The sequence below is a fragment of the Streptomyces sp. NPDC057939 genome (assembly GCF_042887545.1).
GTDB lineage: Bacteria > Actinomycetota > Actinomycetes > Streptomycetales > Streptomycetaceae > Streptomyces.
The window spans coordinates 133,382-160,302 of the sequence record NZ_JBHVPG010000014.1; the positions used below are offsets into that span (position 1 = coordinate 133,382).

At 73.2% G+C, this 26,921-nt stretch carries 22 protein-coding genes; 12 read left to right on the forward strand and 10 right to left on the reverse strand.

Annotated elements, in window-relative coordinates; translation table 11 throughout:
- Positions 1 to 93: 93 nt before the first annotated feature.
- Complete coding sequence (locus tag ACFVS6_RS18285) at positions 94 to 2,118, reverse strand: ATP-binding protein (RefSeq protein ID WP_389704884.1); 2,025 nt, start codon at positions 2,116 to 2,118, stop codon at positions 94 to 96.
- Positions 2,119 to 2,268: 150 nt separating this feature from the next.
- Entirely contained in the window at positions 2,269 to 3,258 is a 990-nt protein-coding gene (locus ACFVS6_RS18290) for a fibronectin type III domain-containing protein (RefSeq protein WP_389704885.1), read from the reverse strand.
- A gap of 238 nt (positions 3,259 to 3,496) precedes the next feature.
- Here ACFVS6_RS18290 and ACFVS6_RS18295 point away from each other — a divergent pair, with 238 nt between their 5' ends.
- The 6 genes from ACFVS6_RS18295 to ACFVS6_RS18320 all read left to right on the forward strand — a co-directional run bounded on the left by ACFVS6_RS18295 (position 3,497) and on the right by ACFVS6_RS18320 (position 10,365).
- Positions 3,497 to 5,098: an ABC transporter substrate-binding protein gene (locus tag ACFVS6_RS18295; RefSeq protein ID WP_389704887.1), complete on the forward strand. Its 1,602-nt coding sequence runs from the start codon at positions 3,497 to 3,499 to the stop codon at positions 5,096 to 5,098.
- 46 nt (positions 5,099 to 5,144) lie between these two features.
- On the forward strand, positions 5,145 to 6,110 hold the full coding sequence (locus tag ACFVS6_RS18300) for an ABC transporter permease (protein WP_389704937.1): 966 nt from the start codon (positions 5,145 to 5,147) through the stop codon (positions 6,108 to 6,110).
- Positions 6,103 to 6,975 (forward strand): ABC transporter permease, encoded by an 873-nt coding sequence (locus ACFVS6_RS18305; RefSeq protein WP_389704889.1) that lies wholly within the window; start codon positions 6,103 to 6,105, stop codon positions 6,973 to 6,975. Before ACFVS6_RS18300 ends, ACFVS6_RS18305 begins: the two co-directional genes overlap by 8 nt.
- Positions 6,976 to 7,085: 110 nt before the next feature.
- Positions 7,086 to 8,006: an ABC transporter ATP-binding protein gene (locus ACFVS6_RS18310; RefSeq protein ID WP_389704939.1), complete on the forward strand. Its 921-nt coding sequence runs from the start codon at positions 7,086 to 7,088 to the stop codon at positions 8,004 to 8,006.
- Entirely contained in the window at positions 7,999 to 8,658 is a 660-nt protein-coding gene (locus tag ACFVS6_RS18315; protein WP_389704891.1) for an ABC transporter ATP-binding protein, read from the forward strand. The genes ACFVS6_RS18310 and ACFVS6_RS18315 overlap by 8 nt, the downstream gene beginning before the upstream one ends.
- Positions 8,659 to 8,787: 129 nt before the next feature.
- The gene (locus tag ACFVS6_RS18320; protein WP_389704893.1) at positions 8,788 to 10,365 is read left to right on the forward strand and encodes a hypothetical protein; all 1,578 of its coding nucleotides are present in this window, start codon (positions 8,788 to 8,790) and stop codon (positions 10,363 to 10,365) included.
- 34 nt (positions 10,366 to 10,399) lie between these two features.
- Here ACFVS6_RS18320 and ACFVS6_RS18325 read toward each other — a convergent pair whose 3' ends face one another.
- The 5 genes from ACFVS6_RS18325 to ACFVS6_RS18345 form a co-directional block, all read right to left on the reverse strand.
- Positions 10,400 to 11,020: a cytochrome b/b6 domain-containing protein gene (locus ACFVS6_RS18325; protein WP_389704894.1), complete on the reverse strand. Its 621-nt coding sequence runs from the start codon at positions 11,018 to 11,020 to the stop codon at positions 10,400 to 10,402.
- Positions 11,004 to 11,795, reverse strand: coding sequence for a molybdopterin-dependent oxidoreductase (locus ACFVS6_RS18330; protein ID WP_389704896.1), 792 nt, complete (start codon positions 11,793 to 11,795; stop codon positions 11,004 to 11,006). The genes ACFVS6_RS18325 and ACFVS6_RS18330 overlap by 17 nt, the downstream gene beginning before the upstream one ends.
- A 123-nt stretch (positions 11,796 to 11,918) precedes the next feature.
- Entirely contained in the window at positions 11,919 to 12,839 is a 921-nt protein-coding gene (locus ACFVS6_RS18335) for an ion transporter (RefSeq protein WP_389704898.1), read from the reverse strand.
- A 231-nt stretch (positions 12,840 to 13,070) separates the two neighbouring features.
- On the reverse strand, positions 13,071 to 13,517 hold the full coding sequence (locus ACFVS6_RS18340) for a DoxX family protein (RefSeq protein WP_389704900.1): 447 nt from the start codon (positions 13,515 to 13,517) through the stop codon (positions 13,071 to 13,073).
- Positions 13,518 to 14,334: 817 nt separating this feature from the next.
- Positions 14,335 to 14,739: a DUF5997 family protein gene (locus ACFVS6_RS18345; RefSeq protein WP_389704902.1), complete on the reverse strand. Its 405-nt coding sequence runs from the start codon at positions 14,737 to 14,739 to the stop codon at positions 14,335 to 14,337.
- 58 nt (positions 14,740 to 14,797) lie between these two features.
- On the opposite strand from ACFVS6_RS18345, the gene ACFVS6_RS18350 reads away from it, so the two are divergent.
- Positions 14,798 to 15,601, forward strand: coding sequence for a LysR family substrate-binding domain-containing protein (locus ACFVS6_RS18350; RefSeq protein ID WP_389704904.1), 804 nt, complete (start codon positions 14,798 to 14,800; stop codon positions 15,599 to 15,601).
- 109 nt (positions 15,602 to 15,710) lie between these two features.
- On the opposite strand, the gene ACFVS6_RS18355 is transcribed toward ACFVS6_RS18350, so the two are convergent.
- Positions 15,711 to 15,890, reverse strand: coding sequence for a CsbD family protein (locus ACFVS6_RS18355; protein ID WP_389704905.1), 180 nt, complete (start codon positions 15,888 to 15,890; stop codon positions 15,711 to 15,713).
- A 179-nt stretch (positions 15,891 to 16,069) separates the two neighbouring features.
- On the opposite strand from ACFVS6_RS18355, the gene ACFVS6_RS18360 reads away from it, so the two are divergent.
- The 4 genes from ACFVS6_RS18360 to ACFVS6_RS18375 all read left to right on the forward strand — a co-directional run bounded on the left by ACFVS6_RS18360 (position 16,070) and on the right by ACFVS6_RS18375 (position 21,732).
- Positions 16,070 to 17,476, forward strand: a complete 1,407-nt coding sequence (locus ACFVS6_RS18360) for an NADP-dependent succinic semialdehyde dehydrogenase (protein ID WP_389704907.1) — start codon at positions 16,070 to 16,072, stop codon at positions 17,474 to 17,476.
- Between the two features lie 84 nt (positions 17,477 to 17,560).
- Positions 17,561 to 18,670, forward strand: coding sequence for a glutamate--cysteine ligase (locus tag ACFVS6_RS18365; protein ID WP_389704909.1), 1,110 nt, complete (start codon positions 17,561 to 17,563; stop codon positions 18,668 to 18,670).
- A gap of 37 nt (positions 18,671 to 18,707) precedes the next feature.
- The gene (locus ACFVS6_RS18370; RefSeq protein WP_389704911.1) at positions 18,708 to 21,212 is read left to right on the forward strand and encodes a SpoIIE family protein phosphatase; all 2,505 of its coding nucleotides are present in this window, start codon (positions 18,708 to 18,710) and stop codon (positions 21,210 to 21,212) included.
- A gap of 31 nt (positions 21,213 to 21,243) precedes the next feature.
- Positions 21,244 to 21,732: a DUF6328 family protein gene (locus ACFVS6_RS18375; RefSeq protein WP_389704912.1), complete on the forward strand. Its 489-nt coding sequence runs from the start codon at positions 21,244 to 21,246 to the stop codon at positions 21,730 to 21,732.
- Between the two features lie 13 nt (positions 21,733 to 21,745).
- On the opposite strand, the gene ACFVS6_RS18380 is transcribed toward ACFVS6_RS18375, so the two are convergent.
- A complete protein-coding gene (locus ACFVS6_RS18380; protein ID WP_389704914.1) occupies positions 21,746 to 22,357 on the reverse strand; it encodes a TetR/AcrR family transcriptional regulator in 612 nt (203 codons plus the stop codon).
- Between the two features lie 87 nt (positions 22,358 to 22,444).
- Positions 22,445 to 24,442 (reverse strand): discoidin domain-containing protein, encoded by a 1,998-nt coding sequence (locus ACFVS6_RS18385; protein WP_389704940.1) that lies wholly within the window; start codon positions 24,440 to 24,442, stop codon positions 22,445 to 22,447.
- 350 nt (positions 24,443 to 24,792) lie between these two features.
- Here ACFVS6_RS18385 and ACFVS6_RS18390 point away from each other — a divergent pair, with 350 nt between their 5' ends.
- Complete coding sequence (locus tag ACFVS6_RS18390) at positions 24,793 to 26,916, forward strand: hypothetical protein (RefSeq protein ID WP_389704915.1); 2,124 nt, start codon at positions 24,793 to 24,795, stop codon at positions 26,914 to 26,916.
- Positions 26,917 to 26,921 lie beyond the last annotated feature (5 nt).

The window sequence follows — 26,921 nt, forward strand, 5'->3', positions numbered from 1 at the left end:
CCGCCCCCCGAGACCTGGATCTGCGTACCCCGTCGGGCAGACCCCTCCCGTACTGACGGGAGCCCCCGAGTTACGCCGTCCACCGGCTGCCGGTCAGCCGGTGGACGCCGCCGTGCCGCCGAGGAACGCGCTCTCGTACGCCGCGTCCCCGATCGCCGCGCGGGCCTGCCGCTCGCCCCGGTCCCGCAGCGCCGTGAGCGAGGGAGAGCCGCCCATCTGCGGCCTGCCCACCGTGCGCCACCAGGCGTGCCCGGTGCCGAGCAGTCGTGCGGCCAGCTCCCCGTCGCCCAGGGCCGCCACCGCGGCCGCCAGGACGTCCAGGCCCAGCGCGATGCCGAAGCGGTCGCCCAGCAGCCGCTTGCCCGACAGCATGGACCGTACGTAACGGGCGGCCTCGCCGTGGTGGCCCAGTCCGAGCGCCGACACGGCCAGGATGTAGTCCGCGTAGGCCCGCAGCCACCGCTCGCCCAGCTCCGCGCACGCCTCCCGCAGCTCGCGCGCCTCGTCGGCGGCCTCCTCGAAGCGCCCGAGGTCGCACAGGGCGTATCCGGTGGCCAGCCGGCACAGCAGCCAACCCGTCCCGCTGGGGCGCCCGCCGCGGCCCGCCCGCGCCCGTGGGCCGGCCAGGAGCAGCGCCGTCTCCGGGTCGCCCGGCATCAGGACCGACACCGCCCGCAGGTAGGCGGCGCGCAGCTCGCGCTCCGGGTCGGCCAGCGCGTCCGCCTCCCGGGTGCACCGCGCGCCGAGGTCCTGGGCGACGGCCATGTCGCCCTGGAGCAGGGCCGTCAGCCCGAGCGCCCACAGGGCTTGGACGTGACCGGGCCCGCCCGGGGGACCCCCGTCCAGGGCCCGTTCCAGGAACCCCCGGCCCTCGTGCACGTGCCCGCAGGCGAACCAGAAGAACCACAGGGCCCCGGCCATCTCCAGGGCGGCCCCCGGATCCGTGCCGAGGAGGTGGTCCAGGGAGGTGCGCAGCTGCGCGTGCTCGGCGGTCATCCTGCGGTACCAGTCGACCTGGCCGGGCCCCATCCAGCCCCGCTCGGCGGCGTGGGAGAGGGCCGCGTACCAGTGGGCGTGCCGGTCCGCGACGGTCCGTACCTCGTCCAGCTCGGCCAGCCAGTCGTGGCCGAACTCGCGGATGGTGTCCAGCATCCGGTAGCGGGTACCCGCGCCGCGTTCGTCGGAGCGCCGGACGACGGACTTCGCGACCAGGCCGTGCAGGACCCGCTCCACCCGGGACGCGGCCAGCGGGCCGCCGGCGCACACGGCCCGGGCGGCGGCCACGTCGAAGTCCCCGGTGAACACCGACAGCCGGGCCCACAGCAGTCGCTCCACGGGCTCGCACAGTTCGTGGCTCCAGCCGATGGCGGTGCGCATGGTCCGGTGCCGGGGCAGCAGCACGGTGCGCGTGTCGGTGAGCAGGTCGAACCGCGCCCCCAGTCGCTGCGCCACCTGTTCCAGGGACCACAGCCGCATCCGGGCGCCGGCGAGCTCCAGGGCGAGCGGGATCCCGTCCAGGCGGCGGCACAGTTCGGCGGCGATCTCGGTCCGGTCGGGGTCCGCGAAGATCTCCGCGGCCTGCGCGGTGGCGGCCGTGGCGCGGGCCCGGAAGAGGGCCAGGGCGTCGCTGTCGGGGCCCTCGCAGGGCAGCGGTCGTACGTCGAGGACGGTCTCGCCGGGGGAGTCCAGTCGCTCCCGCGAGGTGGCCATGACCGTCAACCCGGGTGCGGACTGGAGGAGTTCGGCCACCAGGTGGCGGACGGCGGGGACCAGGTGCTCGCAGGTGTCGAGGACGAGCAGGAGTTCCTTGTCGGCCATCCAGGCGCACAGTTCCTCGTCGAGGGAGTGTGCGGAGTGGTCGGCGAGGCCGATGGCGTGGGCGACGGTCGTGGTGAGCAGTCCCGGGTCGCGCAGGGGGGAGAGTTCCACCCACCAGACGCCGTCGGGTCGGGCCTGGCGCCGGTCGGCGGCGGCCCGTAGGGCGAGGCGGGACTTGCCGACGCCGCCCACCCCGGTCAGGGTGATCAGCCTTCGATCGCCCAACATTGCTCCGAGATCGGTGAGTTCACCGTCCCGGCCGACGAAGCTCGCCGTTTCCGGCGGCAGGTTTCCCGGCACGGCGCCAGAGTCTGGCGCAGGGCCCCCGCCTGCGGAGTCTGCCTGATTGTCGTTGACCGAGTACTCACCGAACACGGTTGTATTGTGCGCGATCTTCTTTCGCGGCAGTGCCGTTCAGGTCGGATGGCCGGCCGGAACGCGCGGGCGGCGTCAGCCCGCGAGGACGACCTGCCGCTCCGCCGAGAAGGCGCCCCAGTTGCCGTCGGGCAGCCGGGCCCGGAGTTTCAGGGTCCAGGCGGTGCCGGCCGGATCGGTGGCGGTGAGGCGGTGCGCGGCCGGTCCGCCGGGTTCGGCGCCGGCGCCGAACTGGATGACGGTGACCGGCCGCCCGTTGACGTAGAGCTGGTACTCGGTGGTCGCCCGGCCGGTGTCCGGCGCGGTCCAGGACAGGTCCACGGCGCCGGGCGCGGCGGTCGCGGTGAACGCGGCGGGGGCGGTGCCGGGGCCCTGGGCGGGGTCGGCCGGGGTGGTCACGGCGACGGGCGGGCCGTCGGGGGAGGAGTTGTCGGCGCCGTCCCGGGCGCGGACGGTGAAGGTGTAGGAGGTGCCGGGTTGGAGCCCGTCGAGGGTGGTGGAGGTCTCGCCGGGGCCGACCGTGTGGATCCGGACGCCGCCCTGGTGCACGTCGTAGGCGGTGACGCCGGTGTCGTCGGTGGCCGCCGCCCAGGTGAGCCGGACCGTACGGGGCCCCTGGGCGCTGCCGGCGCCGGAGGGCGGGGCGGTGGGCGGCTGCCGGTCCTCGGCGCGGGCGGCCGGGGTGGTGGCGCGCGCGGGGGCGCTGAGGGAGGAGCGGTTCCCGGCGGCGTCGCGCGCCCGGACGGTGAAGTCGTAGGGCGTCCGCGGGGTCAGGCCGGTGATGTCGATCATGGTCTTGTCGGCGGGGAGGTCGCGGACCAGTTGCCCGGCCTGGAACACCTGGTACCCGGTCACGCCGTCGGCGGGCGCCGCCGCCTCCCACATCACGTGCACGGAGGTGGCGCTGCCGGCCTGGGCGGTGAGCCCGGCGGGCGCGCGCGGGGGCTCGGTGTCGCCGCCGGCGCATGCCGTCAGGGCGGCGAGGGCCAGACAGAGGGCCAGGCGGAGGGGCAGGCGGAGGGTGAACGCCGGCGGGAGGGCGCGCGGCGGGGCGGTGCGTCGCACGGGCCTCCTTCGTGTGTGCGTCGTCCCCGTAAAGGTCTAGACATATATGGCACGTGCGGTGGTGGCCGGGCAAGCCCCCGACGGCCGGAAACCGCCCGCGACGCAAGGGATTTGCCCGGGTCGAGGGGGTCCGGGCCGCTGTGTCGACCGCGGGGCGATTCGGTTTCCCCTGTCCCCGTCTGGCATTATTGCCATTTCTTTGCAATAACGGATGATCGTGAACAAGGATGTGCGCAGCATGACGGCCCGGACAGCACGGGGAGCGGCCGCGGCGACGCTGGCCGCCGTACTCATCACGGGCGTGGCGGCCTGTTCGAACCCGGCGGGCGGCTCCGGGGCGTCCGCCGCGGCGGCCGACTCCGCGGTGGTCGGCATCGCTACCGAGCCGGAGACCCTCAGCCCGCTGCTGGGCTACGGCAAGGACGGGAACTCCAAGGTCTTCGACGGGCTGCTCGCCCACGACGCCGACATGAAGCTCAAGCCCGCGCTGGCCGAGGCCCTGCCGGAGGTCTCCGCCGACGGCCGCACGTACACCTTCAAGCTCCGCCAGGGCGTGAAGTTCAGCGACGGGGCGCCCTTCGGTGCCAAGGACGTCGTCTTCACCTACCGGACCATCCTCGACCCGGCGACGAACAACGCGTCGCGGACCGAGCTGGACGCCGTCGAGAACGTCACCGCGCAGGGCGAGGACCGGGTCGTCTTCACCCTGAAGTACCCCTACGCGCCGTTCGCCGAGCGGACCGTCCTGCCCATCGCCCCCGAGCACATCGCGGGCAAGCAGGACGTCAACAGCGGCGAGTTCACCACCAAGCCCGTCGGCACCGGCCCGTACCTCCTCGCCGGCTGGTCCCGCGGCGAGAAGATCAGCTTCAAGGCCAACCCCTCGTACTGGGGCGGCGAGCCGGCGGTGAAGAAGTTCACCATGGCCGTCATCAAGGACGACGACGTCCGCGCCACCCGACTGCGCTCCGGCGAACTGGACGCGGCGGTGCTGCCCCCGAACCTCGCCCGCGGCTTCGAGAAGGACCCGGCGCGCACCACCTACGCCGCCAAGTCCTTCGACTACCGCAACGTGACTCTCCCGACGGACCACAAGGTCACCGGTGACGTGGCCGTCCGGCAGGCGCTGGACATCGCCGTCGACCGGAAGACCATGGTCGACAAGCTCCTGGAGGGCGCGGGCAAGGCCGCCTACGGCCCGGTCCCCGTCGGCAGTCCCTGGTTCACCGCGGGCACAGAGCGTCCGTACGACCTCGACAGGGCGAAGAAGATCCTCGACGACGCCGGCTGGAAGGCCGGTGAGGACGGCGTCCGCGTCAAGGACGGGGTCCGCGCCGCATTCCCGCTCTGGTACCCCTCCGGCGACAAGCTCCGCCAGGACCACGCCCTCGCCTTCGCCTCCGACGCCAAGAAGGCCGGCATCGAGGTCAGGACCGAGGCCGGGACCTGGGAGGTCATCGAGCCCCGCATGAAGACCGACGCCGTCCTCGCCGGCGGCGGCTCCCCGGCAGACCCCGACTTCGACCAGTACCTCCTGCTGACCTCCTCCCTCGGCGGCGACGGCTTCAACAACATGGCCCGGTACTCCAACCCCGTCGTCGACCAGGCCCTCGTCGAGGGCCGCAGGAGCGGCGACCGGGCCGTCCGCCAGAACGCCTACGACACGGTGCAGCGCGAACTCGTGAAGAACCCGGGCTACGTCTTCCTCACCCACATCGACCACCTGTACGTCGTGAACGACAAGTGGGACGGCCCCACCACCCAGGTCGAGCCGCACGACCACGGCCTCGGCTCCGGCCCCTGGTGGAACGTGGAGACCTGGAAGCCGAAGCAGAAGTGAGTCGACCCGCGTGACCAGCCGCTCCCACCGCCTCCCCTGGGGGCCGATGGCGCGCATGGCCGGGCGGCGGTTCCTGTTCGCCGCCCCGGTCCTGCTCGTCGTCACCTTCGGCGTCTTCGCCGTCGCCGCGATGTCCCCCTTCGACCCGGTCAAGGCGTACGCCGGCACGGCCGGACTCACCGCCTCCCAGGCCGAACTCGACCAACTGCGCCTCAACCTCGGCGTCGACCGGCCGATGCCGGCCCGTTGGTGGGAGTGGCTCACCTCGGCCCTCACCGGCGACCTCGGCACCTCCTCCGTGATGCGCCGCCCCGTCGTCGACGTGATCGTCGAGCGGGTGGGCTGGTCCGCGCTGCTGGCCTCCTGCGCCTTCGCCGTGGCCGTGCTGCTGGGCACGGGACTCGGCGTGCTCGCCGCCCGCCGTCAGGGAGGCCTCCTCGACCGGGGCGTGTCCGCCCTCGCCTACACCCTGGAGGCCGCCCCCGCGTTCTGGCTGGGACTGCTGGCCATCTGGTTCTTCGCCGTGCGCCTGGGCGTCCTGCCCTCCGGAGGGCTCACGGACGCCGCCGACGACACGGTCACCTTCGGGCAGGTCACCTCCCACCTGGTGCTGCCCGCACTGGTCCTCGGCATCTCCCAGCTGCCCTGGTTCTTCCTCTACGTCCGCCAGGGCGTGGCCGACGCGCTGGAGGAGGACCCCGTCCGCGGAGCCCGGGCGCGGGGCGTCGCCGAACGGCGGATCCTGCTGGGCCACGGCCTGCGCTCCGGCATGCTGCCGATGCTCACGCTCATCGGCTCGCGCGTCCCGGAACTGATCACCGGAGCCCTCCTGGTGGAGACCGTGTTCAGTTGGCCCGGCATCGCCGCCGCCACCGTCGAGGCCGCCACCTCGGTCGACTTCCCGCTGCTGGCCGCGCTGACCGTGCTGGCCACCGCCGCCGTCCTCGCCGGGAACCTGCTGTCCGACCTGCTCTACGGGCTGGCCGACCCGAGAGTGGGCTTCGATGGCTGAGCCGGCGATCACCTGGAAGTCCCGCGGCACGGCCCGGCGCTCCCACCGGACCCTGCGGGTGCGCGTCTGCGCCGCCCTCGTGGCCGTCATCGTCCTCGCCGTCCTGCTGGTGCCCCCGCTGGCGCAGTTGGACCAGCAGGCCGTCGACCTCACGGCGAAGCTGCTGCCGCCGTCATGGGAACACCCCTTCGGCACCGACGACGTCGGCCGGGACCTGCTCCTGCGCTGCGTCTACGGACTGCGGGTCTCCCTGCTCGTCGGCCTGGTGGCGGCCCTGGTCGCCACCGTCATCGGCACCGCGGTCGGGGCCGCGGCAGGGGCGCTGGGCGGCTGGACCGACCGCCTCGTCATGCGGGCCGTCGACACCCTCTCCTCCATCCCGCACCTGCTGCTCGGCATCTTCATCGTGGCCATGTTCCGGCCCGGGGTGTGGCCCGTCATCGTCTCGGTGGCCCTGACCCACTGGCTGTCCACCGCCCGGATCGTGCGCGCCGAGGTCCTCTCGCTCCGGAGCCGCCCCTACGTGGACGCCGCCGTCTCCGGCGGCGCCTCGCGGTGGCGCGTCGCCGTACGGCACCTGGTCCCGGGCGTGCTCCCGCAGGCGGGCCTCGCCGCGGTGCTCATGATCCCGCACGCCATGTGGCACGAGTCCGCCCTGTCCTTCCTCGGCCTCGGCCTGCCGTCCCACCAGGCCAGCCTCGGGAACCTGGTCCAGACGGCCCGGGGTTCGCTGCTCGCCGGGGACTGGTGGCCCACGCTCTTCCCCGGCCTGCTGCTGATCGTCCCGACGCTCGCCATCGCCGGCCTCGCGGGCGCCTGGCGCGACCGGCTGAACCCCCGACGCCGCTCGGAGCTGACCCTGTGACCACGCCCCCGCCCGTCCCCGCCGGAAGCCACCCCGCCGCAGCCGTCCGTGCCGAGGCCGTTCCCGCGGCCGCCGTCCTCGACGTGGACCGCCTCTCGGTCCGCTTCCGGATGCGCGGCGGCCACCACGTCGAGGCCGTCACCGGCGCCACCTTCCGGTTGGGCCCCGGCGAATGCCTCGCCCTCGTCGGCGAGAGCGGCTGCGGCAAGTCCGTCCTCGCCTCCGCCCTCCTCGGCCTGCTCCCCGGCAACGCCGAGACCGCCGGGTCCGCCCGGCTCGCCGACGGCCTCGACCTGCTCGCCGCCGACGAGGCGACCCTCGCCCGCACCGTACGGGGCCGCCGGATCGGGCTGGTCCCGCAGAGTCCGGCGGCCCACCTCACCCCCGTCCGCACCGTGCGGTCCCACCTGGAGGAGACCGTCCGGGAACTCGCCGGCAAGGCCCTGAAGGGCCGGCGCGGCAGCGGACCGCGCGGGGCGCGCCTGCGCGCCGCCGCCGAGGACGCCGCCACGCGCGCGCAGTTCCCCGCGAGCCACCTCGACCGCCACCCGCACGAACTGTCCGGAGGCCTCGCCCAGCGCGCCGCCACCGCTCTCGCCCTCGTCGGCGACGCCCCGTTGCTCCTCGCCGACGAGCCGACCACCGGCCTCGACCGGGACCTCGTCCACCGCACCGTCGACGAACTGCGGGCCCACACCCGGGACGCCGACCGGGCCCTGCTGATGATCACCCATGACCTCGCGGCCGCCGAGCGGATAGCCGACACCGTCGCCGTCATGTACGCCGGCCGGATCGTGGAGATCGCCCCGGCCGAAGCCTTCTTCGGCGCACCCGGGCCCCGCCACCCCTACGCCCGCGGACTGCTCGACGCCCTGCCCGAGCGGGCCTTCACCCCCATCCCCGGAGCCCCGCCCGAACTCGGCGACCTCCCGGCCGGCTGCGCCTTCGCCGCCCGCTGCGCCCTGGCCGACGACTCCTGCCGGACCGACCGGCCCCCGCTCACCGAAGGGGTGGCCTGCCACCATGCTTGAGCTCGCCGGGATCACCGCCGGATACGACCGACGCGAGCCCGTCGTGCGGGACGCGAACCTCACCCTGCGCCCCGGGGAGGCCCTCGGCCTGCTGGGGCCCAGCGGCTGCGGCAAGTCCACCCTGGCCCGGGTGGCGGCCCTGCTGCACCGGCCCGACCGCGGGACCGTGACCCTCGGGGGCCGCCCCGTGACGGGCTTCCGGCACCGGGCCCCGCGCTCCCTGCGCACCGAGGTCGGCGTCGTCTTCCAGCAGCCGCGCCTGTCGGCCGACCCCCGCCTGCGGCTGCGCGACCTCGTCGCCGAACCGCTGCGCGCCACGGGCCGGCGCGAGGAGGTGGACGCACGGGTGGCCGAGCTCGCCGACCGGGTCGGCCTGGGCGCGGACCTGCTCGTCCGGCGCCCCCACGAGGTCAGTGACGGTCAGCTTCAACGCGCCTGTGTGGCCAGGGCGTTGGTGCTGCGACCGCGCTGGCTGGTGTGCGACGAGATGACCGCGATGCTGGACGCCTCCACCACGGCCGCGCTGGTCGCCGTCGTCGAGGAGTACCGGGCCGAGACGGGCGCCGGACTCCTCGCGGTGGGCCACGATCCGGTCCTCCTCGGCCGCTGGTGCGACCGTACGGCGCAGTGGAGCGACATCACGGCTGCTTGATCGACTGTTGCGCCTTCATGAATCATCCGGCTCTTCCATGGACTCCTCGGGCAGTGCGATCTAGCGTCTGGCGGCGGCGCGATGTCAGACGCAATGTCAACAACACTGAAGACGAAGGAGGATGCCCGGATGTTCCGAAGAGCGCTGAACTGCGCCGTGGTCCCCGCCCTCGCCGCCCTGACGGTGATGTACGGGGTGGCGCCGGCCCAGGCGGAGGAGATCCCCAAGGCGCCCGGCCACCGCCTGATCAGCCAGTACGACGGCGGTCCCGCCACCGCCGCCCCGCTGCCCGGACAAGCGCCGCCGCAGCACCCCCACCTCGCGCCCAACGGCCGCAGCGGCATGCACTCCGACGCCGCCGGCAGCGCCACGTCCCCGTGGTCCGGCCCCCTCGGCCGCAACCCGCAGGTCAAGAGCGAGAAGATCGCCGCCCTCGGCGGCGAGTGCGCCACCGCCACCTTCGACACGGGCGGCCGCCTGGTCACCGTGTGCGGCACCTTCACCGGCTTCAAGGTCAAGCTCCTGGAGCCCCGCACGCTCGCCACGCTCGCGGAGTACCAGCTCCCGCAGCGTTCTTCGACGGTCGAGGCGATCACCTCGCTCGACTTCGCGAAGATATTCAAGGACACCTCGGGCGGCGCCTACTTCTACCTGGACAACCAGGACCGGGCCGTGCTGGCCGACTCCCGCCAGCACGTACTGCGCCTCTCCCACTCGCAGAACGCGGACGGGAGCTGGAAGTTCACCGTCGACAACGACTGGGACCTCACCGGCCACGTCCCTCATGACTGCGTCACGTGGACCAACCTGTGGCCCAGCGGCACCTGTGACCCCATCACCTCCGTGATGCCCGACTGGAACGGCCGCATCTGGTGGGTCACCCGCCAGGGTCGGGTCGGCACCGTGGACCCCGTGACCTCGCAGATCCGTTCGCTCCGGCTCGCCGGTGAGGAGATCCAGAACTCCTTCTCGGTCGCCGAGGACGGGGTCTCCATCGTCACCGACCACGCCCTGTACGGCTTCCGCGCCACCGCCGACGGCACCCCCGAGGTGCAGTGGCGCCAGACGTACGACCGCGGCACCGGGACCAAGCCCGGTTCCGTGAACCAGGGTTCGGGCACCACCCCGGACCTCTTCGGTGAGAACGGCGAGAAGTACGTCGCCATCACGGACAACGCCGACGACCGGATGAACGTCCTGGTCTACCGGCGAGGCGCTGACGTCCCCGCCGACCGGCGCCTCGTCTGCAAGGTGCCCGTCTTCGGATCCGGCGCCTCGACCACCGACAACTCCCTCATCACCTGGGGCAACAGCATCGTCGTCGAGAACAACTACGGCTACGAGAACCCCACCTCGCTGCTGCTGGGCAAGTCCGTCGTGGGCGGCGTCAGCCGCATCGACGTCCGCGCCGACGGCAGCGGCTGCGACACGGTCTGGGAGAGCGCGATCCGCGCTCCCTCCGTGGTCCCCAAGCTCTCCACCGCCAACGGGCTCCTCTACTTCTACGAGAAGGAGCCCAACTTCTGGGGCATCGACGCCTGGTACCTCACTGCGGTGGACTTCCGCACCGGTGAGCGCCGGTGGCGCCAACTGACCGGCACCGGCCCGCTGTACGACAACAACTGGGCGCCGATCACCCTCGGCCCCGACGGCACCGCGTACGTCGGCGTGTTCAACGGCATCGTCTCCGTCCGCGACGGCGGCTGACCAGCCGCAGGGCCCCCGTCCGACGGGCGGGGGCTCAGCGGGGTCCGTCGCCGGGCCGCCACAACGGGTGCTCGTGCTCGGCCCACCACCGGGCGACGGAACCGGTGCGCAGGCCGCGCCGGGCCTCCGGGTCGCCCAGCGCCTTGCCGATGTGCCCGGCGAGCACGATCCCCACGGCCAGTGCCAGCCAGTCGTGGACGAACGTCGCCCCGGTGCGCACGACCAGCGGGGCGAGCCCCGTGAACCACATCAGCAGTCCGGTGCCCAGCATCACCAGGACCGCTCCGGCCAGCCAGGCCGCGTACAGCTTCTGCCCCGCGTTGAACTTGCCCGCCGGCCTCGGCCCGCGGCGGCGCAGCGCCGAGCGCAACCAGACCCGGTCGTGCGGCCCGAACCGGTTCAGGAACCGCAGGTCGCTACGGAAGGCCCGGGAGGCCAGACCCGCCAGGAGGGGCACCGGCAGGAGCAGCCCCGACCATTCGTGGACGGTGACGACCAGGTGGCGGCGCCCGACGAGCTCCGCCAGCGGTGGCAGGTACAGACAGCCGGCGGAGGCCACGCACACGCCCATGAGGGCGGCCGTGACCCGGTGGATCCAGCGCTCGGCACGGCTGAACCGCCTCACGCGGGGCGGGAGGTCAGGCTGTGGGTGCATCGTCGCGTCCGTTCGACTTGCCGACCCAGGCGTCGACGTCGTAGCCGAGCTTCTCCCAGTAGCCGGGTTCCACGTCACGGGTCACGGTGATCCCCGAGAGCCATTTCGCGGACTTGTAGAAGTACATCGGTGCCACGTACAGCCGGACCGGTCCGCCGTGCCGGTGGCTCAGCGGCCGGTCCTGCATCCGCAGGGCCACCATGACGTCCTCGCGGCGGGCCTGCGGGAGGGTGAGGCTCTCCGTGTAGGTCCCGTCGAAGCAGTCGAAGCGGATGGCCCGCCCCTCGGGCCGCACCCCCGCGGCGTCCAGGAGCCGCCACACGGGCACGCCCTCGAAGGGGGTGGCCGGCACCCGCCAGCCGGTGACGCACTGGACGTCGCGCACCACCCGGGTCTGCGGCATCCCGAGCAGCTCGTCGAGCCGGTACGAGACCGGCCGCTCGACCAGGCCCCCGATCGTGAGGCGGTAGTCCGCCGGGCCGCGTTCGGGCACGGAGGAGGCCACCGAGTAGTAGCGGAAGCCGCCCCCGTTGGGCAGCATCCCGGTCAGGCCCGTCGGATCCTTGCCCGCGACGGCGCCGAGACCTGCCTCGGCCGCCCGGCGCAGCCAGGGCGAGGCGGCCAGCCCCAGGGCGCCGAGGCCGGCCATTCCCAGCACCAGCCGGCGGCCGACCGGGCTGCCGTGGCCGTCGGGCCCTTCGGCGGCCCGCCCGGTGCCGGTGCCCGGGTCCTCCCGCGGTCCGGTGCCCGTTCCGGTGTCCTCGTGCGTGCTCACCCCTCGATTCGACCACCGCGGCCGCCCCGGGCGCCAGGGCGACCGGCCGCTCGTCAGACTTCCGTCACAGCCCGCCCCGGGCCCCGTCCCGCTCCCGCCCTGGTCAAGGACGCTCGGGCCGCCCTACACGGCCGACTCCAGTTCCCTTTCCCGTTCCTTCCCCCGGTTCCCGGCGGCGGGGGAGGGCGGGACGTCGGCGAGACTCGCCTCCAGGTCGTCCAGGGCCATCCGGGCCGCCACGATCCGCTCCCGCACCTCCCCGGCGGGATCGTTCGCACCCTCGGCGCGGTCCCGCGCCCGCTTGTCCTCCGCCTCCATCTCCCGGGCTTCGTCGAGGGAGTTGAGCACCACCCCGATCAGGACGTTGACCAGGACGAACGAGGCGAGCAGCGCGTACGAGGCGTAGTAGACGATGCTGAACCGGGAGATCTGCAGACCGGCCCGGACGGCATCGGTCAGACCGTCCAGGGTGGTGAGCAGGAAGAGGGTGAGGGAGGCCCGCCCGATCGAGCCGTAGTGCTGCGGGTCCGATTCCGCGAAGCAGACCCAGCCGACCATCGCGTACACGTAAAGCACCAGCGCGCCGACGAACAGGAAGCTGGCGGTGCCCGGCAGGCTGCGCCCGACCGCGACCAGCAGGATGCGCAGGTGGGGCAGGAACCGGGCGGTGCGCAGCACGCGGGCCAGTCGCAGCAGTCGCAGCACGGTGGTGTTCTCGCGCAGCAGCGGTACGAACGCCGAGGCGACGATCACCAGGTCGAAGACGTTCCAGGGGTCCCGGAAGAATGCTTTCGGCCGGTCGGTGAACGAACCGATGCGCAGCAGCATCTCCAGGGTGAACAGGGCGAGGCAGCACTGTTCGGCGATGCCCAGCACCTCCCGGTGGCTCCGGGCGAGCCCGCTGTACGTCTCCGCCCCCATCAGGGCCGCGTTGAGCAGGATCACGACGAAGACGGCCATCCCGAACGAGCTGTCCTCGGTGATCCGCCGGCATCGGGCTGCCAGTCTCCTGCGACCGGGTCCGGCGGGCATCGGGTCCGTCATTTCGCTCCTCGTACTTCCGTCGGCATCAGACCGGACCGGCACGGTGCGCTGGCGCGCACGCCGGTCCGAACCGTCTAACGCCGTACGGACGAACGGGTTTCAGACGCCACTCGGCCGGCCACGGGGCCGGGGTCGCCCCGCGGAGCGGTCGGGGCGGTTCGTGCGGTCCGTGGCGCCCGACCCCGTCGGACGGGTCGGGCGCCACGGACCCCGTTGCGGCGGAACGATTCCTCAGGCGATCGCGGCCTCCGGGCGGGCCTCCGCGCGGTCCCGGCGGGCGCGGTCCGCGAACAGTCCGTCGAGGGCGAGGGCACCGGGCCCGGTGAAGATCAGCAGGGCGAAGGCCCAGCAGAACATCGCCGAGGCCTCGCCGCCGTTCTGAAGGGGCATCAGGGACTGCGGCTGGTGGACGGTGAAGTAGGCGTAGGCCATCGAACCGGACGCCGCGAACGCCGCCGAGCGGGTGCCGAGGCCCAGCAGCACGAGGGTGCCGGCGACGAGTTGGATGACGGCCGCGTACCAGCCGGGCCAGTCGCCGACGGGCACCGTGCCGCCGCCGCGGGCACCGCCCAGGACGCCGAAGAGGGAGGCCGCGCCGTGGCAGGCGAAGAGGAGGCCGGTGACGATCCGGAAGAGCGAGACGGCGTACGGCCGTACCGCGTCGAGGCGTTCGGGCATGGGGGGAGGCTCCTTCGGTGGGGACGGTGGCCGAAGTGTGGCCGGCCGATGGCCGGGCGAGCACAGGTTAGGTATGCCTCACCTGGTGCGGCAAGTTCAGTTTCCGGCCACCCGTGACGAGGCTCCCGCCATGATGCGGAGGCCGTGCCGGCCGCCCCTGTCGACCCGCCGGGTCCGGTACGGATCCCCCTCCGAGCGGCCTCGGGCCCTTGAACAGGTGCCGACGGGGTCGACCGCTGCTGCGGCCACCTCCCGTCCGCGGTCGCCCGCACCACCCGGCGGCTGCGCCCGTCCGGACCGGACGTCAACGTCGTCGAAGCGGTCTGCCGCAAGGGTCCGATCCGCCGTGCAATGGCGGAGACTGGGGTTCCGGATCATGCTCGGAGGTCTGCGACGCATCCGGGCGCGGCCAGGGGGACCGGTCACCCGCCGGTCGTCGAACCCGTGGACCCGTGCGCCGGGATGCCGGCGCGGGAGGGGGGAGCCGAGCGGGAACCGGAACCCACGGCCCGCGACCCGCGACGGGGTGGGAGCGGAGCGGCTCGGCCTGCTCCCGATCGGCAAGGACTCGCGGCGGCCGCCGCCCTCGCGGACCGCATCGCGGTGCTCGACGCGGGACGCGTCGTGGAGAAGGGCCCGGCGCACCCTCTGCTCGGCGCCCCCGGCACGCCTCCGCCCGGGCCTCACCGGCAGCTGACACCGGCCGCGGCCGACGGGCCGGGACAGCGGTCGGACCGGTCCCCGGCGACGATCGTCGGCCGGGACCGGGGGAGCGGCGGGGGCGGGAACGCCGCCCGGCCGCCCACTACTGCTGGTCCTACTGCTGGTCGCGCTGCGCCTTCTCCGCCTTCTCGGCGTTCTTCTCCTTGATGCGGACGGTCTCCTTGCGGACCTCCGCCTGGGTGGCGCGCTCCTTCTGCAGCCACTCGGGGTTCTCCTGCTTCACGGCGTCGATCTGCTCCGTGGTCAGGGCCTCGGTGACTCCGCCGCGCGCGAGACCGGCGATGGAGACGCCGAGCTTCGCCGCGACCACGGGGCGGGGGTGCGGACCGTTCTGCCGCAGTTCGACCAGCCACGCGGGCGGATCGGTCTGGAGGGCGTTCAGCTCGGTGCGCGAAACCACACCCTCCTGGAACTCGGCGGGGGTGGCTTCGAGGTACACACCCAGCTTCTTCGCCGCGGTGGCGGGCTTCATCGTCTGGGTGCTCTGGTGCGACGTCATGAGGTCAAGGGTATCGAGCGTGTGCGCTACCTCCGACCACGACCGGTAACCTGGCGGGGTGACAGGCTCGGAAACTTCCCCTTCGTTCCGGCTCGCCTATGTCCCGGGAGTGACGCCCACCAAGTGGGTGCGGATCTGGAACGAGCGGCTGCCCGACGTCCCCCTGACCCTCGTCGGAGTGCCCGCCGCCGAAGCGTTCGACCTGCTGCGCGGCAGCGGTGCCGACGCGGGCTTCGTGCGGCTGCCCGTCGACCGGACCGACCTCAGCGCCATCCCGCTGTACACCGAGACGACCGTGGTCGTCATCCCCAAGGACCACCTGGTGGCCTCGGCGGAAGAGGTGTCGACCGGGGACCTCGCCGACGAGATCGTGCTGAACCCCCTGGACGACGTCCTCCCCTGGGAGACCCTCCCGGGCAAGCCCGCCTTCGAACGCCCCGAGACCACGGCGGACGCCATCGAGCTGGTCGCGGCGGGCATCGGCGTCCTCGTCGTCCCCCAGTCCCTGGCGCGGCTCCACCACCGCAAGGACCTCACGTACCGGACCGTGTCGGACGCCCCGGAATCGCGGATCGCGCTGTCCTGGCCGGAGGAGAAGACCACCGACCTGGTCGAGGAATTCATCGGCATCGTCCGCGGCCGGACCGTGAACAGCACGCGCGGCCGTCCGCCGACGCCGCCGCAGCCCAAGCAGCGCAAGCGCCCGGACGCGGCCGGCGGCAAGGGCAAGAACCCGGCCGCGAGGGCCGGCGGAAAATCGGGCGGGAAATCGGGCGGCGGCAAGCAGGCCGGCAAGAACCCGCGCGGCGGCTCCGCCGCTCCCAAGGCCGCCAAGCGCGGCAAGCCGCGCGGCCGACCGTAGTCCGGTCCCGCCGCGACGCCGCCCCCGACGTCACCCCTCGACGGGTGGGCTCCTCACGCCGGTGACCGGCGCCCCCGCACGGGGGCGCCGGTCACCGGGGGACGCTCCGTCAGTGCCGGCCCTTGGACTTGTTCATCGCGTCCGTCGCCTTCGCGACCATCTCCTCGGCCTTGCCGCTCATCCGCTCGGCGCTGCCCTCCGCCTGCATGCGGTGGTCGTCCATCGCGCTGCCCGCGGTTTCCTTCATCTTGCCCTTGACCTGCTTGGCCTTCGCCTTTGCCTTGCCCATGACGGGGTCGTTCCTTCCTGGGGGGACGTTGCATCCTCACCATGCGTCCGCCCCCCGGGGCCCGCAATCCGTGGCGGTGCGGCGCCCGCAGGAGCACCCGGGTACCGGCCCTCGCGTTGCGCCGCGGTGACCCGGCGGGCAGGGTCTATGGGGCGGTTCCCTCCGAGGAAGGGCGGACCATGAGCATCGCCACCGTGAACCCCACGAACGGCAGGACGCTGCGGACCTTCGACCCGCTCGACGCCGACGGCATCGAGGAGCGCCTGGCCGAAGCGGCACGCACGGCCGCCACCTACCGGCGCACCACCTTCGCCGAACGGTCCGCGCTGCTGTCCCGGGCGGCGGACCTCCTGGAGGAGGACGCGGAGGCCGTCGCCCGCACCATGACCACCGAGATGGGCAAGCCGCTGGCGGCGGCCCGGGCCGAGGCCGCCAAGTGCGTCAAGGCGATGCGCTGGTACGCCGCGCACGCCGAGGGCCTCCTCGCCGACGAGCACCCCGCGGACGCCGACGTGCGCGACGCGGGAGCCTCGTCGGTCCGGGTCCTCTACCGGCCCGTCGGCGTGGTCCTGGCCGTCATGCCCTGGAACTTCCCGCTGTGGCAGGTCGTACGGTTCGCCGCGCCCGCCCTGATGGCCGGCAACGTGGGCCTGCTCAAACACGCCTCGAACGTCCCGCAGACCGCCCTCTACCTGGGCGAACTCTTCCACCGGGCGGGCTTCCCGCGCGGCTGCTTCCAAACCCTGCTCATCGGCTCGGGAGCCGTGGAAGCCGTCCTGCGCGATCCGCGGGTCGCCGCGGCCACCCTGACCGGCAGCGAACCCGCCGGGCGCGCCGTCGCGGCGGCCGCCGGCGACGAGGTCAAGAAGACCGTCCTGGAGCTCGGCGGCAGCGACCCGTACGTCGTGATGCCCTCGGCCGATGTCGCCCGCGCCGCCCGCACCGCCGTCACCGCCCGCGTCCAGAACAACGGCCAGTCCTGCATCGCCGCCAAGCGGTTCATCGTGCACACCGACGTCTACGACGCCTTCGCCCGGCACTTCACGGACGGCATGAAGGCACTGACGGTGGGCGACCCGATGCTCGACACCACCGACGTCGGCCCGCTGGCCACCGAGAGCGGTCGCCGGGACGTGGAGGAACTCGTCGAGGACGCCGTGGGCCTCGGCGCCACCGTCCTGTGCGGCGGGCGCCGCCCGCCGGAGCACGAGGAGGGCTGGTTCTACGAGCCGACGGTCCTCGCCGACATCACCGACGGGATGCGCATCGACCTGGAGGAGACCTTCGGGCCCGTCGCCACCCTCTACCGGGTGGGCGGCCTCGACGAGGCCATCGAGCGGGCCAACCACACCCCCTTCGGGCTCAGCTCGAACGTCTGGACCCGCGACGACGCCGACCTGGAGCGGTTCGTGCGCGACCTGGAGGCGGGCGGCGTCTTCGTCAACGGCATGACCGCCTCCCATCCCGCTCTGCCCTTCGGCGGCGTCAAGCGTTCCGGTTACGGGCGGGAGCTGTCCGGGCACGGCATCCGCGAGTTCTGCAACATCACCACCGTCTGGCGGGCGGCGGAACCCGACGGAGGGTGACCCGCGGTACGGGGGGTGCGGGGGCGCCGAGGGGGTAGGCGCCGTCCGAGTCCGGTCCTTCGGCGCAGTCGGCAAGGAGATCCCGTGGACGTTCCGACCGTGGGAGTCGAGGAGGAGTACCTCCTCGTCGACCGGGGCACCAGGGCCCCTGTCAACCGGGGCCCGCAAGTGATCGCCACGGCGGCCCGTGAGCTCGGCGAACTGGTCCAGAGCGAGTTCTACGACGCCCAGGTGGAGGTCTGTACGCGGCCCACCACCGACTTCGCGGACCTGCGCGGACAACTGTCGATGCTGCGGGAGACCACCACGCGCGCGGCCCGCGCCGCGGGCTGCCTGCCGGTGGCGTCGGGAGTCCCCGTGATCGCGCCGCTGCAACCCCTGACGGTGACGGACGACGAACGGTACCTGCGCATGGCCCGCTCCTCCGCGCACCTCATCGACCGGTTCACCGCCGTCTGCGGCTGTCACATCCACGTCGGCACCCTGGACCGGCCGCGGGCCCTCGCCCTGGCGAGCCACATGCGGCCCTGGCTGCCGGTGCTCCAGTCCCTGACCGGGAACTCGCCCTTCATGGCGGGCCGGGACACCGGTCACGACAGCTGGCGCTCGGTCGCCTTCTCCTGCTGGCCGACGGTGGGGCCCCCGCCCGTGGTCGACGAGGCGCACTACCTCGCCCACGTCGACGGCCTGGTCGCCGCCGGGGTGCTGCTCGACCGCCGGATGCTGTACTGGTACGCCCGCCCTTCGGAACACGTGCCGACGCTGGAGATCCGGGTTTCCGACGTCAACGCCGACCTGGACACCGTGATCCTGACGGCCGCCCTGGTACGGGGCCTGGCGGCCGTCCTCCTGCGGGACGTGGACGCCGGGGTACCGCCCCCGGCGGCGCCGCCGCACCGCCTGTGGGGCGCGCACGCCCTGGCGGCGCGGGGAGGCCTCGAAGGCCCCGGCGCCGACCCGTGCAGCGGCCGGCAGCTGCCCGCCGAGCTGCTCGTGGAGCGGCTGCTGGACCGCGCCGCACCCGGGCTCGCGGCCGCCGGCGACCTGGATATGGCACGGACCCTCTGGGAGGGGCTGCGCCGCCGGGGCACCGGCGCGAGCCGGCAGCGGGCCGTCCTCGCCCGCACCGGCAGCCTCACCGCCGTCGTCGACCGCCTCGCAGTGGCCCCCGTGGACGTCCCGCTGCCGTGCTGAGCCGCCCATACCGGCCGCCCCGTGCCATCCTCGAAACATGAAGAGCGATCCCGCGCTTCCCGGCGACGGCTCCGCTCCCGAGGTCCTGGCCCTGGCCAGGGTCGTGGCGAAGTTGCGGGCCGAGGCGGAGGGCATGGAAGCGGTCGCCTCCACGACGGCCGTGCTGGAGCGGGCCAAGGGCGTGCTCATGGCGCAGGCCGGCGTGAGCGCCGACGCGGCGTACGCCCTGCTGCTGCGGCGCGCGGACCGGCGCGGCCGGACCCTGATGGAGGAGTGCTGGATCACCCTCGGCGGCCTGCGCACCCGCCCGGAGCCCCCCGCCGAACCGCCCGCCGCAGCCGGCGCGGGAGAGCCCGGGGCGGCGCCGGACCCGTCGCCGTTCGACCCCGGGCGCTACCTCGCCCGGCCGGCACGCACCGCCGGGAAGCGGCGTCCGCTGCTCGCCCGGCTCGCCGACGGACTGGCCGGGGTGCACGGCGCGGACGAGGTCGCGGGGCTGCTGGTGACCGTACTGGGCGGCGCCGAGGACATCGACGCCGTGATGATCTACACCGCGGCGCCCGCCGGCGGCCTGGAACTGGCCGGAGCCGCCGGAATCAGCGAGGCCCTGGCCGAGCAGTGGCGGCATGTCCCCCCGCTGAGCGGGGTCGCCGCCATGGTCGCCCTCGCGGGCCGGGAACCGGTCTGGCTGGAGGATCCGGCGCGCGACGCCCTGCGCTACCAGCTCATCGGCGACCCGCCCGAACGCTGGCAGTCCCGCGCCTGGGTACCGGTGTTCGCGGAGGGCCCCGCGACCGCCGCCGTCGGCTTCTTCCGGACGCACCGGGCCCCCTTCACCCCCGACACCCGGCTCCTGCTGCGGCGGGCCGCCCGGATGTGCGCGGGCCCGCTGCGCGACCTGCGCCGGCCCGGCACGACCGACCCGGTGGGAGAGGCGGACGTGGCCGCCGTGCAGCGGATCCTCGACGCGCTCTCCGGCGCGGCGATCCTGCTCACCCCGCTGCGCTCGGGGGCGGGCGAGGTCGAGGACTACCGGATCGACGCGGCCGCCCCCGCGTCGGTGGACGTGGCCGGCCGCCGCGGCAAGGAGCTCGTCGGCCGCAGCATCCTGGAGACGTACCCCACGGTCGCGGGCACCGACCTGTGGGAGGGGTACCTGGACACGCTGACCACGGGAACCGACTACTACGGCCCCTCCTTCACCTACCACGAGGTGACCGCCGGGCTGCCGCGCGAGTCCTCCTACGCGGTCCGGGCGACCCGGTTGGGCGGCCGGCTGGTCGTTTCCTGGATCCGCCTCGACACCAGCGACCGCGAGGCCCGCAGATTGGCCGACATGCAGCGGTTGGGGAACCTCGGCTGGGCGGACTGGGACCTGGTCACGAACGTCATCAACTGGTCCGACCAGGTGTTCGTCATCTTCGGCCGCGACCGGGCCGCGGGGCCCATGCCGCTGGAGGAACTCCCCCTGCACCTCGTGCCGGAGGACCTGCCACGCCTCGGCGGCGCCGTCCGCCGGCTGCTGGGCGAGGGCCGGGCCGTCGACCAGCAGTTCCGCATCACCACCGCCGACGGGATCCGCCACCTGCGGATCGTCGCCGAGGCAGGCACCGACGAGGCCGGTACCCCGGTCGAGGTCCACGGCTTCTTCCAGGACCTCTCGGCGCAGCGGGACACCGAACTCGCCCTGCGCGAGAGCGAGCGCGCCGTCCTGGTCCAACGCGGCATGCTCCAGGCCGAACGGATCCTCGCCGCCCGGCTCCAGCACGCGCTGCTGCCCCTGCAGGAGCAGTCCCTGGAACTGGCCGGGCTGTGCGTGGACGTCGCCTACCTGCCCTCCGACAGCGGGGTGAACGTCGGCGGAGACTGGTACAGCGCCATCGGACTGCCCGACGACAGCGCCCTCTTCGTCCTCGGGGACGTCGCCGGCCACGGCCTGGACGCCGTCGGCACCATGGCCCAACTCCGGTTCACCGCCAAGGGCATGATCGTCACCGGGTCGGAGCTGCCCGACGCCCTGAGCCGGCTCAACAGCCTCCTCCTCCACACGGCCACCGACACGCACGGGGCCACCGCGACCATGATCATGGGGCGCTACCGGCCCTGGGACCGCCGACTGACCTGGGTGCGGGCGGGCCACCTGCCCCCGTTGCTGATCCGCGACGGGGAGGCCTCGTTCCTGCCGCAGCCCACGGGCGCCCTCCTGGGAGCCGACTTCGGCTCCGTCTACGAGCAGAGCGCCCTCGACCTGCGGCCCGACGACCACCTCCTCCTCTACACCGACGGGCTCGTCGAGGAACCGGGGGAGGACATAGACCTCGGCCTGGCCCGGCTCGCCACCACCGCGCGACGGCTCGTCGAGGAGGGCGGCGGAGCGAGCCTGGCGCGCAGTCTGGCCGCGCTGCGCCCGGAGCGCCGGGACGACATCTGCGTCATGGACATCCACGTCCCCGCCGAGGGGGACCCGGAGGACCCCTGCGGCGACGAGGAGGACTCCTGCGGCGACGCGGAGGACCCGCATGGGCCCGCCCCCTGCGGGTAGGCGGCCCCCGACCCGGAGCGATGGAGGAGCCATGAGAAGAGCCGCCCCCGATGACGGCCGGAGCGAAAGCCCCGCGGAGCGCGCGGACCGTCAATGGGAGGAGTTGGTCCAGGAGATACGGGTCACCCAGACCGGCGTACAGATCCTGTTCGGCTTCCTGTTGACCGTCGTCTTCACCCCGCACTTCCAGGGCCTGCCGCAGACCGACAAGACGCTCTACATCGTCACCGTCGTCCTCGGGTCCCTCGCGACCGGAGCCCTCATAGCGCCGGTCGTCTTCCACCGGATCGTCACGGGCCGCCACATGAAGCCGCAGGCGGTCGCGTGGGCCTCCCGCCTCTGCGCCGTCGGGCTCGTGCTGCTGTTCGCGACCCTGGTGGCCGCGCTCTTCCTGATCCTGCGGGTCGCCACCCACGACGCCTTCGTGCCCTGGCTGGTGGGCGGAGTGGTGGCCTGGTACCTGCTGTGCTGGTTCGTCCTGCCCATGTGGGCGCGCCTGCACCACACCAAGGACGACTGACCGCCGACGGGGGTCAGGGACCGGCCTGCGGCCGGGGGATCACGAGCCCCGCGACGTGGTCGGTGATCATGTCGAGGATCTCCTTGGTCGCCGTCTCGTCGCAGAGGACGAGGACGTTGAGGGTCAGCCCGTCGGTCATGGCGGCCAGGTAGCGGGCCAACACCGGAACCGGTACCAGAAGTTCGAGATCCATGCTGTCGCGCAGCTGCCCGATGAGCTCCTCGTAGGTGACGCAGTACAGCTCGTACTGCCGGCGCGCCAGGTGCTCGAAGCCGGGCTGGCGCAGGGCGTACTGGGTGAGTTCGTAGGTGAGCATGTGCTCGCCGGGCTGCTCCGTCACGTGGTCCCAGTAGGCCTGGAAGCCGGCCCGGACCGTCTCGCGCAGGGTGGACCGCGGCCGGATCGCCTCCTTCACCACGCTCACGTAGTGCGCGGTGATCGCTTCGATCACCGATTCCAGCAGCGCCTGCTTGGAGTCGAAGCAGTAGTGGAAGACGCTCAGCGACACGCCCGCCTCCGCCGCGATGGAGCGGGTCGTGGTCCGGGCGACGCCGTCCCGGGTCATCGCGCGGATCGCCGCCTCGGTCAGTTGGCGGCGCCGATCGGCCGACGGCATCCGGGCCATGGTGGTTCCCTTCGTCTCGTTCGCAGGACGCACGGGCCGGCCGGAAGGAATCCGGCCGGCCCGTGTCCTGGTCGGTGCGCCGTGCGCTCAGCTGCTGTAGACGCCGAACTCGCGCACGGAGTAGCCCCATTGGGTCGCTCGTTGGAGTCCCTGGACGCGGACGTGGCGGGCCGTCACGCCGGAGAAGCGGGCCGTGTCCAGGCCGCCGTCACCGGCGTTCGTCGACCAGACCTGCTGCCAGTTCGTGCCGTCCGTGGAGACCTCGATGCGGTACGCCCTGCCGTAGGCGCGCTCCCAGTCGAGGGTGACGCGGCCGACCCGGCTGGAGGAGCCGAGGTCGACGCGCAGCCACTGGTCGTCGTTCCACTCGCTCGCCCAGCGGGTGCCCGTGTTGCCGTCCACGGCCTGGCCCGCCGAGTAGTTCACGAACGGGTTCCACCACTCCGCGGACGAGGCGCCGGCGGCGGCGCCGGCCGCGAGGTTCACCCCCGCCTTGTGCTTCTCGGAGTTGCCCCAGGTGGTCAGGTAGGACTCGGCGCCCTTGAACAGGTCGTCCACGACGTCCTGCCCGCCGACGATGCGGACGTCCTCGATCCAGTCGGGGACCAGGCCGTAGTGCGCGGCCCCGTCCTTGTTCAGGTCCCAGGTCCGCTGCCCGGTGGTCTGCTTGTCGATGACGGAGCCGCCGTCGGTGCTGCGGAACGGGTAGCGCACGGGGTTGGGCGTGTCCGCGCCGCGTGGGCCCGGCCAGCCGCCGACGCCGTTCATGTCGGTGCCGTACCCGTAGCCGACGTTGTACTTGTCGCGCAGCGCCTTCGTCCGGTCGGCCTCGGCGCTGAACGCCTCGGAGCCGTTCATGTACTGGGCCACGAAACCGCCGAGCCGGTAGACGCGCTCGGTCCAGTCGAGGTCCATCCAGCTGTGCGAGGAGATGACCCCGGAGTACGACTCGGACTCCAGGACGTCGAAGGCCCGGCCCGCGGCCTTGACGCTCATGTGGTCGATCTCCAGCATCATCTTGCGCTTCATCATGCCGCGCAGCGCGTACTCGCCGAGATCGGTGAGCCCGCGCGTATTGCACTGCGCGTCGGCCGCGTACGAGGGGACGGCGACGCCCGCGGGCAGTTCCTTCTGCGCGGCGGGAGCCGCCGCCAGGCCGATGGGGTTGTCGTGCTGCGGGCCGGCGCACTTCTCCGTCTGCCAGAAGGTGCCCGTGGACAGGAACTGGCCGACGTTGATCGCCGTGCCGAGGGCGCCCTGGTCGAAGCGGACCCCGCACAGCGCGTTGTCGAACTTGTGGCACAGGAACATGCTGCGCACGCCGAGGCGGTGCAACTCGTCCAGGCCGCGGTCGATGTCCTCCTTGCTGCACTGGGCGATGTCCAGGACCTGCTTGCAGCCGAAGGGCTCGGAGGTCTCCACGCCCAGGACCACGGCGAGTTTGCCCTGCTGGACGACGTCGCGGGCCTGCGCGGAGTCGGTGACGATGCGGAACCAGCCCTTGCCCGGGCCGCCGTACATCCTGTCGACGAAGGCCTGCATGTCGTAGGTCTTCTGCGCCTCCAGCCGGATGGCCGTCATCTCGTCGCAGCCGCGGTCCTTGAAGAAGTAGACCGAGCAGATCACGCCATTGGTGACGAGGTCGTTGACCAGCACCCGCTGGCCGCCGCGCCAGGCACGCTCCACCCAGGCGTAGTAGTTCTGCTGGTGGGTGAGGGAGTCGTGGGCCGGCCAGTCCTTGAAGGTGGGCCAACCGTTGGGGTCGTGCTTGCCGTCCCCGCCGTTGGTGATGTAGTCGAAGATCGCGAGGGAGCCGTCCGGGTAGTGCTCGGGACAGTCCTTGAGCGCGTCGGCGACCCCCATGTCGGAGAACGGCTTGCCGCAGATGAGTCGGCCGCCGAAGCCCTCGTTGGACATCAGGTGGTCGTGCGCGTCGACGAAGCCGCGGACCTTGCCCTGGGCGTCGGTCCCCTTGAAGGGTTCGCCGGTGACGTTGATCTCGGAGTCCGGCGCGGGCCGGGCCGTCGGGTTCCACCAGCCGGCGTCGGCCGAGGAACTGGGCACGGGCCCGAGCACCATGGCCATGACGGCGAGGAGCAACGACAGGACCGTGAGGGGGCTGCGCCTGCGGTGTGGCTGTCGGGTCAAGGTCATCACTCATGTCTTCGGTCGGCGGAGGGGCGCGGTCGGATCCCGGCATGAATTGTCATGCCCCGCACAATCGGTGCGACGAGAATCGGTCCTGGTGCAAGCGGAGTCAAGGGTCCGGGACGGATGACCTGATGGGCCGTCGGAAACAGTTCGGAAACGTCCGCCCCCGACCGGGGATGACCGTGCGGCGGCCCACCGGGGTTTCCCGCGCGCTCCGATCGGATGATGATCGGAGCATGGCCGGAAAGGCGGGCGGTGTGCCCACGGGCTCCTAGTCTGCCCGCATGCGTCCACTGCCGGGGCGGCGCCCGACCGCGTGCGCCCTCGTGCTCGCCGTGGTCCTCGCCCTGGTCGGCGGGGCCGCGGCGGCCCCCGCCGCCCTGCCGTGCCCGGAGCCCGTGAGGGTGACGTACGCGAACCATCCCTTCAGCCGGGTCGCGCACGCGTTCCGCGAGAGGACGTTCACCCACACGCGCGGGCACGAGGGCCGCAACGTCGCCGTCGCCTTCGTCGACGTCACCGGGATCGAGGGCATCCGGCCGCGGGGGAAGGGCACCGCCGTCCGGGACGTGAAGGAACTCGCGGCCGAGGACCCCGAGCTCCTCAAGGCCCTCGCCCCACCGGCCGGGGTCGAGCGCATCCTGATCGTCACCAAGTCCAACGACCCGGCGGACCTGAAGAAGCCCAAGGAACAACGGCGCTGGGAGAAACCGCGCGACCACTCCGAGGTGCGGATCCTCGACTTCCTGACGAACAGCGCCGTCCCGCACGACCGGATGCTGGCCCTCTACTCGGACCGCTCCCCGTGCCCCACCTGCGCACCCCGGATCCCACCCTGCACCCCCGTCTTCTACGTCACCCACAACGGCACTGTGCGGCGCGGGAAGGGCGAGCCGAGCGCGAGCGAGGACATGGGCCGCGCCCTCGACTCGATGCGCGGCGCGAAGAACGGCAGGCGGCAAGGGTCGGAGAAGCGGGAGGAGGCGGGCCGGGGGGAGGCCGGGGCGGACGGCTCCGCAGCGCCCGCAGCGCGGCCCGCGGCAGCTCTCCGCCTGCTGGCCGACCCGGCCGCTGCGCCCCCGTGCCGCCCGGCCGCTCCTGCGGGCCAGGTCCTCGCCGCCCGCCGGTGCGATCCGCAGACCCCCTCCGGCGGCTTCTACGAGGAGCTCTCCAAGGCCCGCACCGAACAGGGCGGCATCGACTTCTCCACCCTGGAACTGCGTTACGTCTCCGACCGCGCCGCAGTCGGCCGCGGACTCGCCTACGCCTTCCGGGCCGACGCCGCGCCGGAGGACGCCCCGCCGCCCGCAACCCCCGACGCGGGCCTGCTCGAGGCGCAGGAGGCCTCCGACGCCTTCTTCGTCTGGCTGCGGCTGCCCCCGCACAAGCAGACCGTGAACCTCAGCCCCGTCGAACCCGAACGGATCATCGACCCCGGCCTCGGCCGTACCGATGCCGGGCGCATCCTGTTGGAGGCCGACCTCGAACTCAAGAGGACCGTGGGCCGGCTCATCCACCCGGACTCCCGGCTCGGTCCCGCCTTCTGGGGGAGCCTGCGCGGCAGGTGCATCTCCTTTCGCCAGTGGATCGTGCCCGCCCCGGCCACCGTCCGCGACGACGGCGACGCGCTGCACATCCTCGACGCCCCGCTGTCGGTCCGCATGGAGACCGAGTACCTCGAAGGCCGGAACGCGGCCGGCGTGACCTCCTCCTGCCGGGAGCAGTCCCCCGACATCGAGGCCCACAACGCGGACGTCTTCCGCAGGACGGTCCTGCCCGAACTGGAACGGCAGGTGCGCACCGCGCCCGAGTACGCGTCCCTGCGCAGGATCTACCACAGCCGCGTCGCCGCCGAGTGGTACCGGCTGCGCGCCGCACGCGGCCCCGCCCCCTTCGCCGACCTCGTGGACCGCGAGGACCTCACCCACCTCGCGGCGCGCCGGCCCCGGGACCCGAAGGACGTGTTCCGCCGTTACGTGGAGTCCTACACCCGGGGCGAGTTCGACGTGACGCGCAGCCGTCCGCTCCCGGGCGGAACGTCCGACGTGCGCCACTACGTATTCGGCGGCGTCGACTTCTCCAGGATCGCCTTCCGGCGGCTCGGCGCGGCCGACTTCCGGGGCCGCCACCGCGAACGGGCCGACACGGTCGCCACCGCCCTCGCGCACGCCACGGCCGACACCGACGGGGGCTCCGGGGTCTGGCTCGGCGGTACGACGCCCGGCGCCTACCGGCCGTTGCCGGTCACGGGTTTCGGTCGGAGCCTGCTGAACGGACTGCCCGGCGGCCCCGCGACCCTCGCCATGGCCGCGTTCCTCGTCCTGCTCCTCAGCGCCCGCCCGATCCGCCCGGCGGACCGCCGACCGCCCCGTCGGCCTCCCCGCCGACCGCCCCGCCCCCGCCCCTGAAAGGC